The organism is Serratia sp. 506_PEND, assembly GCF_001076875.1.
GTDB classification, from domain to species: domain Bacteria; phylum Pseudomonadota; class Gammaproteobacteria; order Enterobacterales; family Enterobacteriaceae; genus Serratia; species Serratia marcescens.
The window spans coordinates 1-15,289 of the sequence record NZ_JVEL01000632.1; the positions used below are offsets into that span (position 1 = coordinate 1).

At 46.8% G+C, this 15,289-nt stretch carries 17 protein-coding genes; all 17 read right to left on the reverse strand.

What is annotated here, in order from left to right; all coding sequences use genetic code 11:
* Positions 1 to 503: 503 nt before the first annotated feature.
* Positions 504 to 701, reverse strand: coding sequence for a hypothetical protein (locus ADK28_RS30805; protein WP_075202167.1), 198 nt, complete (start codon positions 699 to 701; stop codon positions 504 to 506).
* 26 nt (positions 702 to 727) lie between these two features.
* On the reverse strand, positions 728 to 2,860 hold the full coding sequence (locus ADK28_RS28600; protein ID WP_048797369.1) for a type IA DNA topoisomerase: 2,133 nt from the start codon (positions 2,858 to 2,860) through the stop codon (positions 728 to 730).
* Positions 2,857 to 3,045, reverse strand: a complete 189-nt coding sequence (locus ADK28_RS31955) for a hypothetical protein (protein ID WP_152929760.1) — start codon at positions 3,043 to 3,045, stop codon at positions 2,857 to 2,859. The genes ADK28_RS28600 and ADK28_RS31955 overlap by 4 nt, the downstream gene beginning before the upstream one ends.
* A gap of 9 nt (positions 3,046 to 3,054) precedes the next feature.
* Positions 3,055 to 3,642, reverse strand: coding sequence for a DUF6012 family protein (locus ADK28_RS28605; RefSeq protein WP_048797370.1), 588 nt, complete (start codon positions 3,640 to 3,642; stop codon positions 3,055 to 3,057).
* Between the two features lie 191 nt (positions 3,643 to 3,833).
* Positions 3,834 to 4,160 carry a hypothetical protein gene (locus ADK28_RS28610; protein ID WP_048797371.1) on the reverse strand — a complete coding sequence of 109 codons (327 nt, stop codon included), beginning with the start codon at positions 4,158 to 4,160 and terminating at the stop codon, positions 3,834 to 3,836.
* 40 nt (positions 4,161 to 4,200) lie between these two features.
* Complete coding sequence (locus ADK28_RS30810) at positions 4,201 to 4,704, reverse strand: hypothetical protein (RefSeq protein ID WP_075202168.1); 504 nt, start codon at positions 4,702 to 4,704, stop codon at positions 4,201 to 4,203.
* A 36-nt stretch (positions 4,705 to 4,740) separates the two neighbouring features.
* Positions 4,741 to 6,174 carry a shufflon system plasmid conjugative transfer pilus tip adhesin PilV gene (gene pilV, locus ADK28_RS28615; protein WP_048797372.1) on the reverse strand — a complete coding sequence of 478 codons (1,434 nt, stop codon included), beginning with the start codon at positions 6,172 to 6,174 and terminating at the stop codon, positions 4,741 to 4,743.
* A gap of 13 nt (positions 6,175 to 6,187) precedes the next feature.
* A complete protein-coding gene (locus ADK28_RS28620) occupies positions 6,188 to 6,697 on the reverse strand; it encodes a hypothetical protein (RefSeq protein ID WP_152929761.1) in 510 nt (169 codons plus the stop codon).
* Positions 6,698 to 6,781: 84 nt separating this feature from the next.
* The gene (locus ADK28_RS28625; protein WP_048797374.1) at positions 6,782 to 7,447 is read right to left on the reverse strand and encodes a prepilin peptidase; all 666 of its coding nucleotides are present in this window, start codon (positions 7,445 to 7,447) and stop codon (positions 6,782 to 6,784) included.
* On the reverse strand, positions 7,444 to 7,890 hold the full coding sequence (locus tag ADK28_RS30815; RefSeq protein ID WP_075202178.1) for a lytic transglycosylase domain-containing protein: 447 nt from the start codon (positions 7,888 to 7,890) through the stop codon (positions 7,444 to 7,446). Before ADK28_RS30815 ends, ADK28_RS28625 begins: the two co-directional genes overlap by 4 nt.
* A gap of 118 nt (positions 7,891 to 8,008) precedes the next feature.
* Positions 8,009 to 8,626: a type 4 pilus major pilin gene (locus ADK28_RS28630; protein ID WP_048797375.1), complete on the reverse strand. Its 618-nt coding sequence runs from the start codon at positions 8,624 to 8,626 to the stop codon at positions 8,009 to 8,011.
* Between the two features lie 2 nt (positions 8,627 to 8,628).
* Positions 8,629 to 9,735, reverse strand: coding sequence for a type II secretion system F family protein (locus tag ADK28_RS28635; protein WP_048797376.1), 1,107 nt, complete (start codon positions 9,733 to 9,735; stop codon positions 8,629 to 8,631).
* A gap of 40 nt (positions 9,736 to 9,775) precedes the next feature.
* Positions 9,776 to 11,305 (reverse strand): GspE/PulE family protein, encoded by a 1,530-nt coding sequence (locus ADK28_RS28640; protein ID WP_048797377.1) that lies wholly within the window; start codon positions 11,303 to 11,305, stop codon positions 9,776 to 9,778.
* Positions 11,306 to 11,314: 9 nt separating this feature from the next.
* Positions 11,315 to 11,878, reverse strand: coding sequence for a type IV pilus biogenesis protein PilP (pilP, locus tag ADK28_RS28645; RefSeq protein WP_048797378.1), 564 nt, complete (start codon positions 11,876 to 11,878; stop codon positions 11,315 to 11,317).
* Entirely contained in the window at positions 11,865 to 13,181 is a 1,317-nt protein-coding gene (gene pilO2 / locus ADK28_RS28650) for a type 4b pilus protein PilO2 (protein ID WP_048797379.1), read from the reverse strand. Before pilO2 ends, pilP begins: the two co-directional genes overlap by 14 nt.
* Complete coding sequence (locus tag ADK28_RS28655) at positions 13,182 to 14,825, reverse strand: PilN family type IVB pilus formation outer membrane protein (RefSeq protein WP_048797380.1); 1,644 nt, start codon at positions 14,823 to 14,825, stop codon at positions 13,182 to 13,184.
* 14 nt (positions 14,826 to 14,839) lie between these two features.
* Entirely contained in the window at positions 14,840 to 15,286 is a 447-nt protein-coding gene (gene pilM, locus ADK28_RS28660) for a type IV pilus biogenesis protein PilM (protein ID WP_065426262.1), read from the reverse strand.
* Positions 15,287 to 15,289 lie beyond the last annotated feature (3 nt).

Below are 15,289 nucleotides of genomic sequence, written 5' to 3' on the forward strand. Positions count from 1 at the left end.
GTGCTTCCATGAGTTAAATAATACATCTATTTGGATGCTTATTCAATATATAAATATATAAAATGATGTTATTTGTAGAAGGCAACTGCACAAATGCTGAAAGTATCACGGGCGGTGAATTGCCGGGCCTTGCGGTCGTCCATATAGCGCAACCCCTCCCGCCGCCCTGCACAGCCCAAAACTGACTGACAGGCATCGGAGTATCAATAAAGCCCGCCGGAACGGCCGCAGTTAGCGCGTGAGCCTTGGCGAACGGTACGCCGCCACGTTTACGCGGCGGGGCGCTGTATCTGCGCGTGTGAGCATAGCGAACTACGGGGCGATAGCTGAGTAATGAAGCGATAACAACGTAGATCATCGTTGACGCACAACTCCACAATCTCCCGTCGCCCCCTTACGTGTGCTTGCCGCTCCCGTTCGCCGGGGTGCTGGATGGCCCCCGGCTTCACTGGCTGGGGTTCATGTGGATTTGTGGACAACGATTATGTGTTTCACCGCCTCGTTTATGCTTGATTACCGTCCTCTTTGGGTTCGAGTAATACAAGTTTTCCACTCACGGCAATTCCCGGTGTCAGAATGATGTTCAGCCCCGGTTTTTCATTATGACTGAATGCCGCGCCGACTTTCGTCCAATAGTTATTCTTTTCTCCATTACTTTCTGTTTCATGAGTAACATAAACATTATAAGTTGGCTTTTTCATGGAATTACCTCTCTATAAATATTGATTTACTTACGAAGAAACTCGACCTTCCCTTCGCCAGTCAGTTGTAATGGTGCATCAAAAGATTTCCCTGCTTTACTTTTGAAACCTTTTATCACCCCTGTTTTACCTTTTGTCAGTAGCGTTTCGATTTGTAATTGCGTCAATGTCTTTTGTGCCACCACAGGGTAGAGTCTGAAAGTACACTCTTTGCAACCCACGACTTTTGGCGTAGCAAATAATGCTTTTCCACACATCGGACAATTGGCCTTTATTGCAGACTGCTGCGACGGAATAGATTGAATGGTGCCAAGATCAACGTTGCTTACTCGTTCGGCAATAAACTGCTCAAGCTCATCTAAAAAAGCATCAACGGTTAATTCCCCTCCCTGGATCATTTGCTGTTGCTCATGCCACAGGGCGGTCATATCGGGTGTAGTAGCAATAGGGGGTAGGGCGGCAATGAACTCAAGACCTAGCGGGGTAGGGATGAGTTTTTTTTTCTCTACGGTGTAGAATCCGCGCTTTTGCAATGTTGCCAGCATTGAGGCCCGTGTTGCCGGGGTGCCTATCCCACCGTGCTCTCCAGTCTTGCCTTCATCCCGCGCTAACAGTAATTTCTTAACTCGCGGATCACGCACATATTTTGCTACACGTTGCAGATCTTTCAGTAGCGTAGCTTCGGTGTAAAGCGGTAATGGTTTCGTTTTTTCCTTACTGACGCTGACCGTTTCACATCCTCCGCCATCGCCGGTACTCAGCGATGCCAAAATTTCAAACAGACTGCTGCTGTCCTCTTGTTCCTCTTCTTCGTTCTCTTGAGCCGCTGCCACAAGCGCCGTCCAGCCCTGTGCAGTTGTTTTTGTCGATCGGGCGATGAAATCCTTGCCCTCTACAGTAAACGTCACCTGGGCCGCTTGATAGCGTTTTTCTGGCAAGAACTGCACCAGGTACTGTTTCACAATCGCCTCATACACAGCCTTCTCATCTACCGTCATGCTGCTGAGATCGACCCGCGCCGCCGTTGGGATGATTGCAGTGTGGGCAGATACCTTACTGTCATCAAATGCCCGACTTTTACGGCTGACGTCGGCCAGGCTAAATGCCTGTGCCAGTTCGGGCAACGTCGCACCCAGTGCCAACAACGTTTCCGGGGCCTCTGCGTATTGCTCATTGGACAAGTAATTACAATCGGAGCGGTTGTAAGTGATGGCTTTGTACTTTTCTCGCAGAGACTGCGTGATCGCCAGCGTCTTCTCAGCGTCAATGCCATGCTGTCTACTCATCTGCGCCTGTAAATCCAGTAAGGAGAAGGGCAGAGGGGCCGGTGTTTGTTTCGGTTCGACATTCGCCTGCTTTACCGTGACAGGCTTACCCTGGCAATGATCCACCACATCTAGCGCCCAGCGTTCATCGATAATGCGCCCCTTATCATCAGTGGGAGCGCCTTCTGGCACTATCAACTTTGTCGGCACCGTGCCTGTTGCAAATGCCATCTGCGCAGCGACATTGAAATAATGGGCGGCAGTGTGATTTTTAAAGGCGTTATAACGGTTGACGATCAACCCCAAAATCGGGGTTTGCACCCGTCCAACAGAAAGCACGCTTTTCAAGCCCTTCTCGCGCCCAGCCAGAGTACAGGCACGGGTCATGTTGAACCCGTAAAGTTGATCGCCTACGCTTCGCGCCAAAGCTTTCTGTGATAGACCGTAGAACTCCTGGTTGTCACGGAGGTTTGCCAACGCCTTACGGGCAGCATTAACGTTAAGGTCATTGATAAGCACTCGTTTAACCGGACGAGTGTTATTGAAGAACGCCAGGACTTCATCAACTAACAATTGCCCCTCATCATCCGGGTCGCCAGCATGGACAATTTCATCAGCTTGCTTGATGAGGTCGCCAACAATATTGAGCTGATCTTGAGTATCTGTTTTAGCAATGTACTTAGGTGGACGGAGTTTTAGCGGTAGATCGCTCGCAACCCATTTGGCGTAGTCAGGATTATGTGCTTCTGGCGGCGCTAGCTCCAGCAAATGCCCCACACACCAGGTAACTATATCTTGCCCGCATTCAATATAACCACTTTTTCGACGGGGCTGGCCCAAAGCATCAGCAATAACTAGGCCGAGTTGTGGTTTTTCTGCAATAAAAAGTTTCATGATTTTCCTCGATGATTAATAACATTCAAATATTTTATTCTCTTATACTCACTCCATGCATATTGCGTGTTTTTATCAAGATATTTACCCTGACTATCTTTCTCTAGACCCCAGTTACAAAAAGCACTTAAGGACTTTTCAAATTCTACGGCAAGCACCTTATGGTCTACATTGCTGAAATCCATAACGCCACCTCAAATATTAATAGCCTGTTCGAGCGATGGTAGTCGACTGAACAAAGAAAAGTCAGTATTCAGTCTGTCTGACTGAATGGTATGCAGCAGTAAACTTTCCTCCCTAGATAAAAGAAAATCACCCCATGTATATTCTTCCCACATATCATGTGATTCTTCACTTGGCTTAGTTAAAAGGGATTCCATTTTGGGTTGAATTTTTACAGGAGGCAAATTATCGTAGGCTGAATGTCGTCTGTTTTCCCACTTATCAAACCTATCACTTAACATTATTTCTTGCGACACCATATCAAACTCATCATCTTCGATATATGAGGTTACACGGTGGCTTATCACCCCCATATCTTCGATACTCCATTTACATTCAGTTGTAAACCATTTGAGCTTTTTATCAGTTTTCAATAAAAGGCCGTTGATAGCTTTCCTACCTTTTTTCATTCCAACCCAAATATTTTTGTTAGGCCACGGCCTGCCCGTTGATAGTGCATTATCTTCAATTTGAAAATCAAGTTCTGGAATGACAATTGATTCAAGGCGGCACTTATTTGCCATTAGATGAAAAAGTTTCGGGACTATATGCAGATACATAAACCAACTCCTTCTTTGAGAGAATAACTATTGCTCCTGAATAGAACCAGCAAAGGAACGTTATCCACAAATCCACATGAGCGAAGCCAGTGAAGCGGAGAGGCCAGTAAGCCACCTCCGCGAACGGGAGCGCCTTGATAGCCGGTGCCAGGCTATCAGGGGCGATTGTGGAGTTCGTGGATAACGCGGTGCTACAGATTACGAAGACGATTGGGGATTAACCGATTTTTGTATCCAAAGACCAGGCAGAATCCTGAGTACAAAAAAATAGAAATGACAGTCAATTGAAAAGACAATTTAACGACACTTTTTAATATCTCAAGGCATTGTTCAAAATTTAATACCGTCTCTGGGGACTGGCTAATCCCAGCCAGCATGACCCAGAAAGTCAGCACAGGAACCGTTATTGACATTGCCAGAACAAAACGAATTACCATCTGACAAAGGTCGGCGAAAACCTTAAGGAAAGACATTGCACCATTTACCAAACCAATTGCAACAGTCTTTACATTACCCATAAAATACTCCTTTTTTATTTAACAACCGGAACCTGGCTGATTAGAAATCATTTGGGTTGTAAATATTTCCATTGCTATCGTAATAAACAGCGCCCCCCCACGGCTTCCCATCAATTATTGTCTGGACAAAACTAATGGACTTACATTGAAAACGGTATGCTTCCGTATAAGGCTCTTTTTTACACCAACTATCATTAACTATTTTATTTGGTAATTTTTTGAAAGCAATACAACCGCTATCATTATTTTCCCGTGTACATTTGACCCGGTTATAGTAGTACGCTGCATACCCTTCTTTGGTTCCAATATTGCCACTTTGAGGCGAGTCTATAGCGCAACTTTCGAAAGATGGCAATGGAGACTTACCCTTTTTAATACGCTTAATCATTTCATTATGGGGTGCATTACACTCATTACCAGGAAACCCCGCAGGCATACAAAGCCAAATGGCACACTCGTCTTGTGATGCTGCCACTGATACCTTGGGTGCAGCGGTTATAATTAATAACCCACACACTAATATCCCCAATCTTTTAAAGTTCATATGTGTACCTCTATTGAAAAATAAGTTAATAGTTTCTCACTGATAGCTTAAAACCCAAAATTGACCAGGACTGCACCCTCGTTCAGGTAAAGGATTTGAAATGATATTGTAGTTAGCACCCGCAGGTACGGCGAAGTTGATAGTTGTGCTTTTTGCCCAACCTGGGTTATTACTTATACTTGTTGCCACATTTAAATTGTTGACGTTTGCTACTAGTGCGTATGTATTTTCACATGAACCGTCATCTACGCCCCAATTATTAGTGGATTGCCCGCCAAGCGCAGTTATCCACATCGTTGTACTTCCCGGATTACTTCCTGAAAAATTGCCGACGTGATACCCTAATTGCTGGTAGGCACCGTTACTTTTCCCCGCGCCTTTCCATATTCCGTTTTGACAAAATAAAAGCGCACCATCATTAGCCCGCCCAACCAAACCATTCGGGCTACATCCCCAACCTTCATTAGCCGTTCCATCCAGTTGTAAATATTCCCCAACGGAGGCTCGCCCATCCGCCCTAACAGTTCCGCCTTTAAGCTGCCCGCCTGTATAGATACCTTTATTATTAACCGAACGTATCCAGTCATTATCATCCATGTAGAATCCGCCGCCATGATCTTCATTGAGCCAGCCTTTACCATGTTTGCTAATAAGCCAACCGGCATTGCTGCGAATGTCTCCGTTCGCCGTGATCCACCCGCTTGACCAAACACTGTCATTAGCAATTAACCGTTTACCGTTAACATCTTCGCTAAAATTCCCCATTTTTGCGTTGATTTTATTGGCGTTATTCAGGTCATTGGCTCCCATGTCAATGCTGGTATGCATTCTGTTCAAGTCTGGCCGTCCATTGACCTGATAACGATACAGCCGGTCACTCTCCTGCATTGCTGTTCCCAGCACCTCCGACGACAAGGCAATTGCAATATGGCCTGTCGTACAGGTGATCCCAAAATCGCGCGTGTTGCTCGTCCAGCCGCCATACGCGCCGGTGGCGACATTATCTTCATTCACATAGCCACCCATGCCTTGAATTTGCGTTGAAATTGACCGCAAACCGCGATAGGGGATCGCCGTTCCACTGACGGTACACGTCAGCGCCTGGAGCTTGTCTTTCAATTTGTCGTTTTTGACAACTGCCGTTACATAAGTTTGACCGTAGCTGTTCTCTGCTGAGAATCCATTTTGCAAGTAGCCCTTGCTGATCAACAGGGATGGTGTGATCTTCGTGGGATTGCCAGGCGTCGAGGTTGCCAACAGAGAGTCTGTATTATCCGCAATATAGCTTTTGGCCGCTTCGTTGAAGGTCGTGGCATGTATTGCCATGACACCCCACTCTTTTTCCTGGAGGTATTCACTAACCTTTTCAGCCGCGAACACAGACGCCAACATGATAATAAGTAGAACACCCAGCGCTTCCAGCGCCATATAACCCCGGTGTATTTTTGGGGATGAAGGGATAATTTTCATGGCCTAATCCTGATTATGATAAAATTGCGGCGCGTAAAACACCCGACACAGGCGCTATATAAACCAACACGACAATTACAAGTAAGAGTACAAATAACATTAGCAATGCATTCTTTATCAAAGGATAAATCATGGACATAGTGCTAATTGTGCCAGCTATTTTACAACACCAAAAATACACATGCTCAATCTCTGCATTCAGTCTCGCAATTACGTCTGATATTTCACCCAAAATATCCACTGAAGAACCCAGTCTCCTCTGATGAAGCCGCATTCTCAAAAGTAAAGATATCAACTCCCCTTCTAATTCGGGGATCTCAAAGGATGTCCCATCAAGATACGACATTAAAACCTCATCAAATTTTTTCATAACCTCTTTTTTATTGGGTGACGAGGGGAGCAATTTCACTCTATAACGCAAGGCGACGATTAAATCAATATCCATAATGGGCCGTTTTTTACATCCAACAGTACCATCATGAAAAAATGCTTTTCTCATAAAAAAACAGGCATCATTATTCATAGGGACATACCTTTTTTTGATTTCCGATAAAATACGTGGCTAATTTACCCGCCGTTTTCACGTATTCTCATGTTCTAATCCTGATTATGAGAAGATTGCGACAGGCAGAACACCCCACACAGCCGCTACCCCGCATAAGAACGGGGCGAATGGTGTACCTCGATATTCATGATGGTGACGCCAACGGGAAGGGAAACGATACTTTTTGAATAAAAGAAAGAGGATTGCCAACAACGTTGCGACGGTGATTAATTTTAGTGCGGTTAAAACTGAAAACCATACAGCCAAGCCCACTATTAAATAAACATCACCCAGACCAAAGACTTCCCCTCCTGCTCTCCTGTTGATATAGACTCTAAACAGAAACAACCCCAGGCACAGGAGAAATACTGTTGCTGTCATTATCCGCCACTCGTATTTCTGTTCAATAAAACGGTAGGCGACACCAACAACAATAAAGGTGAAGGTAAAGCACTTTGGTAGCCAATTACGCTCGATGTCTAATATGATAAACAGTGACAAAAAACCATAGAGCGCCGAAACAAACAACACATTTACGAACCTTACGTCGTTTTGCATTGACAGAACAGCCAACACGGAAAATAACGATATGATTATCGCATAGTACCACTGACCGGTCAGGCCAGAAGGAGATCCATGTGCTTTAACAAAGCAGTCAGCTGAATAGAAGGTCAGCATCTGAAATGCATAAGCGGAAATGATAAACAACAACACGTCCCAATAGTTCATGAGGCTGTCCTCTTCCCAGTCAATAATGACGTGTAAATAGCATAAATCCGTTTGGCATATTTCATCCTTTTTTCATCGTTATCCTCACGAAACCCGGCGTTATACGTCCCCAGACACATCCAGTTCACACCACATTGTTTTATGTGCTTAGCCAATATCCATGCCCCAATTTGTACATTCAGGCAGGGGTTAGTGAGCAGATCATCTTTTGATTTAATTACCCCCATACGAATGAGTGTGGGAATATGCGTTGAGTTAATTTGTGCCAAACCGTAATCGGTACTGGTTATCTTGCCCGCTTTATTTTTATTGTGATTAATGGCTTTTGGATTAAGCCCGCTTTCTTGTGTTACTATTGCTTTTAGCAACAGCGGATCGATTTTGTATTTTTCCCCAGCAGTCTCAAAACAATAGGCTTTTACACCGGAAGAAAAGCACAGCATAATTATAGAGAAAAAATATAATAAGGATAAAAAGGTATGCTTACATTTCACTTGCTACCCCCTGTTTATTCAGTAACAGGGGGCATAAGCCCCCTTGATTACCTATAGGGAAATGTCATTAGTTATTGGACTTGAAAATCAAGGTATTTGTACCGACAGAACCGTTATCTGCTTTGCACTGTGTACCGGCTTTTTCTGCGGTTACGCCACCAACATTATTAGTTCCTGTAATGCTCAACTCACTCACCAGACTGGTTTCACTCATTTTTGTAGCCAGTGTTACACATGCCTCTTGAGGCACGTTCTTGTAGGTCAGCGAGAATCCTTTGTTATTGGTAGAGCCATTCACTTTCTCAGGTGCAATTGTCACATCGCCACCCCACACGTTAACCGCCGTAGCCGTTCCTGATTGCGCAGTACCGTTAATGGTCATGCCGGAAGGAATGCCGCCGAACTGGATCAAGGTGCCGGTCATTTTAGTGGAACTACTGAAGTCATAGTTCCCCTTGGATTTCAGAAGGCCCCGCGTCTGGTTCATGATGAACTGTGCGTTAGAAAGCTCCGTACTGGTATCATTTTTACTAAATAGCGCGGCAACCAGGATTAACGCCAATACTGTACCGACCATAATCAGCAACAGTACGCCGCCCGCCTCCAGTCCTAACCAGCCACGGTGTACGCTGTCAGTTTTGTTAGTGGTTGATGCGTTAGTTTCATTACGTGTATTTACAGTCATTTTTATCTTCCTAATGAGTCAACAAGTGAATTGATTTGAGATATTGCCAGCAACAGTGTTGCCATATACGAAAACACCAGAGCAAAACAAAGTATTGTTAAACGAAGTGCTTTTTTCTTTACATCTTTTATCGCTTGTTGCAGCCAGCGATTAGCATATCCTTCAAGTATATTTTCAGCACCATCTCCTTCTGTTAGTAACATCATTTGATTTACACATTCCTTTGACGGGAAATTATAACCTGTACTTTTTAATGCTTTTCCTAAATGTTGCCCCTGCCTGATGTATATTTGTGTTTCCCTAACCCGTTGTTGCAACCAAGGGCTGGCATTCTCGTTGATGATGTTCAGTGCATTTAGTGTCTGGATATTTACGCGAAGTAGCGCTGATACATTTAGCAAGAATGTGACACCTTGAAAAATTCGATACAGCGACCAAGGAGTTGTTGAGTCAATAAACCGCCTTAATTTACCGGTGTAGTTTTCTAAAGACCAATAAATCAACCCACCAATCAACACCGCAAGAATGATGAATAAAATACCGTTCTCTATCACTCCCTGGGATAAATTACCCAACCACCATATCGGCCCCACCCATTTCTCACGCGGCACCATTTTCTCTAATTGAGGAATGAATTTAGCGTTTACCATGTACATCATCGCAATCACGATAATGATTAACACGCTGGGATACATGACAGCGCCTTTGATAGCGCCCAACATTTCACCCTTACCCGCAACGATCCGGCTGGCACGGCGCAGCGATTCAGCGATATTACCTTCGAGAACACCTGCCCCGATTAATGTTGCTTCCTGAATAGGCACCCAATCAAGCAATGCCACTTCTATTGACTCCCCGTCATCCAGGGCATGTATGCAGTCCGTCAATAACACCGCAGAGGGATGTTTTTTTCGACCAAAATCCGTCGCAACGTCGCGCATGTCAGATAACGCTTGCCGCAAAGGTTTTTCATTATCTAATAAAAACGCAAGCATCTCATAAAACTCGATGCGGTCGTTAGCCGAAAATGAGTGTCGATATAGCCATCGATTTGCATGAGTGGCTTTTTCTTTGACGGACTGCAATGAGAATTGCAGCCGGTTGATCATGTTAAACGCCCCTTGTAATTAAATGGTTAATTGTCGATGATTATCTTTCTTTAATTAACGTGTAAGTATCTTCATCAATTGGACATATTGCATCCGCTGCAAGTGGGTCAACCTCACCGGCGTTGATGTAATGCAACAGGTGTTCGTTTCTCGTGATGCCGTTTAGGTTTTTTTTCCAGTAGGTTTTGGCTGCTGCCTTTCCCCGAGTAAGGTATATTTCAAAAAACTTAGCGTCAGGAGCAATCACTTCCGATATAACCGTCCGACCAATAACGCCTTTAAAACAATGTTCACATCCTTCCATATTACGCAAATACACATGCTCAGGTTGACAGTGGTGCTCTATCAGTTTGCGGTCATCCTCATCCATGCGCTCCGCCTCTTCCTTGTAGGAGACTTTGCAATCCGGGCACAAACGTTGCACCAGGCGCTGACTTATCAACCCCACCATAAGTTGCGCATCGGCAATTAAACGCGCACTTATTCCCATAATTTCCAGGCGTTCAATAATACTGATTGCATCATTGGCGTGTAGCGTTGTCATCAGCAAGTGTCCCGTCATAGCCGCATTAATCGCGGCCATTGCCGAGTCCATATCGCGCATCTCGCCATTCAAAATAGCATCTGGATCTAACCGGAGAGCTGATGATATAGCCCGAAGCCAGGCAAGCGTTACCGCGCGTGCATCCTTTTTATCCGCGATAATCGGTGTCTGTACTGCACCAGGTATACGACCTTCTGGCGGGTCTTCTATCGTCAGGAGTCTTTTCCTTGGCAAACCATTTTTACTTATCCCCGCCCGCGATAGGTAACACGAAGAAAACGACCTGAGCGTGGTCGATTTCCCCGACCCTGTTGGGCCTGACAGAACAACAATCCCTTCCGGGCGACGCAGGATGCGTTTGGTGGTGGCAATCTGTTCGGGCAAAAAACCCAGAGCTTCTAGTGAAGGAACATTATTGCCATCATCAGGAATGATACGCATCACGGCATAAAGCCCCCCCACCGCTGGGGTATGACTGTAACGCGCACCAAAAATACCGAGTGGCTTTACAAACTCCTCTTTGATACGGCCATCTTGCTGCCTGTTGGGATAAAACTGTTTTTCCGTCACATCGCACATGCCCTGACAGATAGCCGCAGCCAGCCTCATACCATCTTGTTTATCGATGCAGTCAATCTGTTCCAGTTCGCCGTGAACACGAACCTCGATGTAGGTAAACTCATTGTTATCCCGGCCAATGGTAAAGTGAATATCAGAAGCGCCAAGCTCGACGGCCTGCTTGAAATAACGCAACACACGCTGCTGACTTTCAACATTTTCACGCGCATCGCCTTGTTGGTTATCAATACCGTTCGCCTCGCGGAATTGACTCACCTCATCGAATGAGACGAACTTTACATTCGTTTTCCCTGGATGTTTACGTTGCAGACTGCTGACATAATTCTGCACTGAGAATTGTGCTCGGTGGTTATCTGACACCACAATATCGATAAAACCTTCGTCAGTAAAAGACGCACACACATAGCGCTCAATGTCTTCACCAGGACGCTCGATGACATTATCCATTGCTTATCCTCAATTGAACGGTAACGACTGCACCCCGGCACCATCCAGAGCCGAAACACGCACTTCCCGCGCGGAAATGCTGGTTATTTTCAGTTGAGTTCCCGGCACTTGCTGCCCGGTAGTCAACTCGGCATAGCTTCCATCACCGAGCGCCAGGCGGGCGATCAGCCGGTTGCCTGCACCATATATTTCATTGATCTGCGGTAATGGCGTCACTTTGCTTTTCATCTGTGACACATTGACCGCCACCGCAGCCGTTCCAGTCGTCACATCCGGCACACTGCCGGATGAACCGCTATCCTCAAGAGATTTCAGAGCCTTTGCCCGTGCAACCTGTGCTTCTACGATCACCGTTTCGGCCTGGATCTTCTCCAGGCGGCGAAGGGTAAAATCCTTTCCCTCATCGCCATGGCCCTCCATTTGAGTGGAGTCTTTCGGCGATTCGACCTTTTCTAACATCTGTGCCGGTGGGGCCGGTGGTAACTCATTTGTCACCGCATAAGCGGGCAATTGTCCCCACAGGCCACAAATAGTCAGAACAAGCCACCACGGAATTAATTTACTGTTTAGCATAGATTTTTCCTTCAATTTGATACGTCAACCGCCCCTGTTGGAGCGATAGCTTGATAGCGCTCAATCGAACGCCGGTATCGTCCAGCCCCGAGAAGAGCAACGTTGGGGGAATATCGGTTTTTAATGACATTGTGAACACTCGCCAGGGCAAGAGCGTTTCTACACCGGCCTCATTGGTAATACGGTTGTTTTCCTCCGCAAAGGTAAACTGGAGGCGGGTTTGCTGTGCGAACGTTGTCATACGTTGCACCTGAATATCTGCACTTGGCAGCGGTCTGTTATCCCTGCTTGCCAGCAGTTCTACAGACTGCGTAAACCCTCCCAGATCCCCCGGCCCAGGGACGTTAAAGAATGGCGTGTATTCACCCTCGAAATACCGCTTAACCCGGAAAGCGAAATCGCCCACAGTGCCACCTTCCGGCTTGGTATAGGCCAGTCGGATACGGCCCTGGTTCCCTGTCACCTGCGCACATTCAGCCTCACTGAATAACCACCCGGCCAAGGACAAAGGCGCTGCTTGCCAGTGTGCCGAACAGGCAGCAACGAAGCTTTTGACACCTGGCGCATTTTCCCAAGGTGCCGTGACCTGTGTTGCTGCTTCCTGAGCCGCCTGTTGCGCCTGTAAATAGGCTTCGTGGGCGGCTTTGAGCCGTAAGGCTTCCTCGTGATCAGCATAAAGACGGTAGCCGTAATAACTGCCACATAAGGCAAGCGTCAGAACGATTACCCAAGTGAGCGGTTTTTTCGCGGACACCGATTGAAACCGCGCCGATGCGGGGAGTTTTTTAACATCCAGAAGGCTGTCCAAATCGAAAACTGAGCAGCCCTCTAAACCAAACTCCGGCGGCGCATAGCACCGCCAGCCCGTTTCTGGCTCCGGGTTAAACTGGAGGAACGTGTGGTGCGCCTGCTCAATCGCCGATTTGTCGCCGACAACATCGTTCATCAGCACACCATCAACACAACCAACGAAGGTGTAAACGTCAGGGGCAAGGTTAATAATGGCGTACCCTGCTTGCTCCAATACAGGAATAACCATTAACGCCAGGGCATAGACACCTTTCACCGCTTGAACCGGTTGACCAAGATCGGCCAGGTTGATTAACCCGGCCACATATTCGCGCCCGGTATCCTGATTTTGATAAGAATAGGTGACAACCCTGTCAGCGCCCTGGCGTCTTGCCAGCCCCTTGATATTTTTGCGATAACGGGTGGATACCGGCACCCAATTTACGCCAGCGAGATAAGCAGTTTTCCCTCTGACGAGCGGCCACACGTTGGCATTGTCTTGAACGACTCCCATTTATTCCCCCTGCAAGATGGTTGGTGTTATGAGGATCACCAGCAAGGTATTGTCATTCTCGCCGTTATACCCGCCACCCAAGCCAAAGAAATTCGCGCTACCTACGCCCTGCTTACTGCCTTTACGGCTCCCTTGCTGGAACCCACTGAGTACGATGGTTTGACCGGACTTCATATTGACGCGCTGATTGACCGTTTTCAGTTTGGTTTTCAGCAGTTCCACCGAACTGTCGCCGCTGGTGAATGTTCTCCGGGTCGGCGAATCGGACAGACTGATAGAAAACTGGAGTTGCAGGTTGTTGGCATCCGGCATGATGTAAGGCAACAACGTCATGTTAAAGCCGGTGGTAATCGTCGCGGGTGTGATAGAGGTTGATGTCCCTACGTTAGCCGTAGAGTTGGTACTGACCTGGGCGGCGTAATCCTCCTGATCAGCAACCTGCATCGGCAACGGCGTCATATTGGTTGTTGTACTGGCCTGCTGGGTTACAACGCTCACCCTGGCTTGCTCGGACAAGGCTTTAATAAAGGCTTTCGAACCTGCCAGCTTCCCATCAACGATCGACAATCCGCCGGTCATGCTACTGGCGGCAGCTTCGGTAAAAGCGCTGCCTAACGTAGCGCCGATACTGCCGCTACTGAACACCGCGTTCCAGTCTATGCCTAACTGATCCTGAGAACGTTTTTCAACACTGAGCACCTCAACATTAAGCACGACCTGGCGATTAAGCTCTTTATTGCGGTTCTCGATAAACTTACCGATCGCATCCAACACCTGCGGTGTGTCGGTTACGGTCATTACCCCTGCGGACAAAAACATCCTTCCAGATGTTGGGGTAAGCATGGACTTAACCGACTCTTGCAGATCGGCATAAAGCGAACTTTTGATTTCCATTGTCGTGCTTTGAGAGGTGTTCGAATCCCCGGCAATGCTGTTGCCGCCACCCCCACCGGTATTTCCCGCCGAAGACGTTGTGCCGCTGACCACTTTTGAGTTGAAATCCGCTTTCGAGTCCATGAAGGCAATCGCAAAAGAGCGCGTCTCCAGGTAATAGAAGAAAATACGGCCCTGCTCATAACGCCAGGAAATCCCTAACCGGCTGGATATGGTATCCAGCAAGCCGGATAATGAGCCACTCCAGTACAACCCGTTCAAGGTGTTCCCACTGCCTGTAACAACCGTCTTTGTTGCTCCGCCCATTGCCGCCAGCGGCACCATGCCGGTTGCATCAGGTGCAGGAATACTGCCGCTGATCTGCTCTGTCTTCCCGCCACTGACACCACCCAACGCCATCGTCGCATCAGGCGAGATCGTCACAGGTACGCCGCATACCGACGTGATCCGTTGTGTTATTTCGCTCAGCGAGATACTCCCCTGTCGATTAAGTGTGATTGAACACCCAGGAGCCGCTTTATTTACTGTGCGCTGTTCAATAATTGGCGTCGTATTAATCCACTGTGCATTTGTCTCTTTCACTACCGATTTTTGAGCCTGTAGGTTAGACATATGACGTTGCGCCCGGTCATAGTCTAAACCGGCCTGATCCATCGTGTTATTAATGCGATCGACACTGGCGCAACCGTTGAGTAGAGCCGCCGTAACAAGCGCACTTGAGCATGTCAGAAGCAGTTTTTTTAATTTCATGAGTTCGTTCCAATTTAATTTAAATAGACTATTGCGCCTTCGGGTATTTGAGTGGGAACCTCTACTCCCATATCAACGTTCCCGTTATCAATGAGTCGCCGATTTTTAACCTCACCAAGCAAGGCAGAGGCCAGCGTTTGTACTTTCAATGCTTTCATTAATCCCTTTTCTGGCATTTGCCAGACATATACCCGCTTTCTAAAAATGACATTATTTATTGCCGAATCAACTGAAATACCTACTTGGCTATGAGGTAACACAATAGGGTTATCACCATCAATCACATCAGGGTGGTCATAAACATAATCATTTATGGCGTTAATAAGCCTTACGGTATCAATAGCGCGTTGTGTTGTAATTGTCTCTATCTGCATATTTTCTTGCTCAAAAGCTTGTCGATTATCGATGTAGCCCACAAAAGAAAAAATAACGAGAAAGAGCGAAAACAGAAGGTAGCCCATCGT

Excerpts from the sequence above, each read along its gene's own strand:
- ADK28_RS31955 (WP_152929760.1), bottom strand. The coding sequence starts at position 3,045 with ATGGATTTCAGCAATGTAGACCATAAGGTGCTTGCCGTAGAATTTGAA.
- ADK28_RS28635 (WP_048797376.1), bottom strand. The coding sequence starts at position 9,735 with ATGATCAACCGGCTGCAATTCTCATTGCAGTCCGTCAAAGAAAAAGCC.
- ADK28_RS28640 (WP_048797377.1), bottom strand. The coding sequence starts at position 11,305 with ATGGATAATGTCATCGAGCGTCCTGGTGAAGACATTGAGCGCTATGTG.
- ADK28_RS30815 (WP_075202178.1), bottom strand. The coding sequence starts at position 7,890 with ATGCTGTGCTTTTCTTCCGGTGTAAAAGCCTATTGTTTTGAGACTGCT.
- ADK28_RS30810 (WP_075202168.1), bottom strand. The coding sequence starts at position 4,704 with ATGAACTTTAAAAGATTGGGGATATTAGTGTGTGGGTTATTAATTATA.
- pilP (WP_048797378.1), bottom strand. The coding sequence starts at position 11,878 with ATGCTAAACAGTAAATTAATTCCGTGGTGGCTTGTTCTGACTATTTGT.
- pilO2 (WP_048797379.1), bottom strand. The coding sequence starts at position 13,181 with ATGGGAGTCGTTCAAGACAATGCCAACGTGTGGCCGCTCGTCAGAGGG.
- pilM (WP_065426262.1), bottom strand. The coding sequence starts at position 15,286 with ATGGGCTACCTTCTGTTTTCGCTCTTTCTCGTTATTTTTTCTTTTGTG.
- ADK28_RS28655 (WP_048797380.1), bottom strand. The coding sequence starts at position 14,825 with ATGAAATTAAAAAAACTGCTTCTGACATGCTCAAGTGCGCTTGTTACG.
- ADK28_RS28625 (WP_048797374.1), bottom strand. The coding sequence starts at position 7,447 with ATGAACTATTGGGACGTGTTGTTGTTTATCATTTCCGCTTATGCATTT.
- ADK28_RS28620 (WP_152929761.1), bottom strand. The coding sequence starts at position 6,697 with ATGAATAATGATGCCTGTTTTTTTATGAGAAAAGCATTTTTTCATGAT.
- ADK28_RS28600 (WP_048797369.1), bottom strand. The coding sequence starts at position 2,860 with ATGAAACTTTTTATTGCAGAAAAACCACAACTCGGCCTAGTTATTGCT.
- ADK28_RS30805 (WP_075202167.1), bottom strand. The coding sequence starts at position 701 with ATGAAAAAGCCAACTTATAATGTTTATGTTACTCATGAAACAGAAAGT.
- ADK28_RS28630 (WP_048797375.1), bottom strand. The coding sequence starts at position 8,626 with ATGACTGTAAATACACGTAATGAAACTAACGCATCAACCACTAACAAA.
- pilV (WP_048797372.1), bottom strand. The coding sequence starts at position 6,174 with ATGAAAATTATCCCTTCATCCCCAAAAATACACCGGGGTTATATGGCG.
- ADK28_RS28610 (WP_048797371.1), bottom strand. The coding sequence starts at position 4,160 with ATGGGTAATGTAAAGACTGTTGCAATTGGTTTGGTAAATGGTGCAATG.
- ADK28_RS28605 (WP_048797370.1), bottom strand. The coding sequence starts at position 3,642 with ATGTATCTGCATATAGTCCCGAAACTTTTTCATCTAATGGCAAATAAG.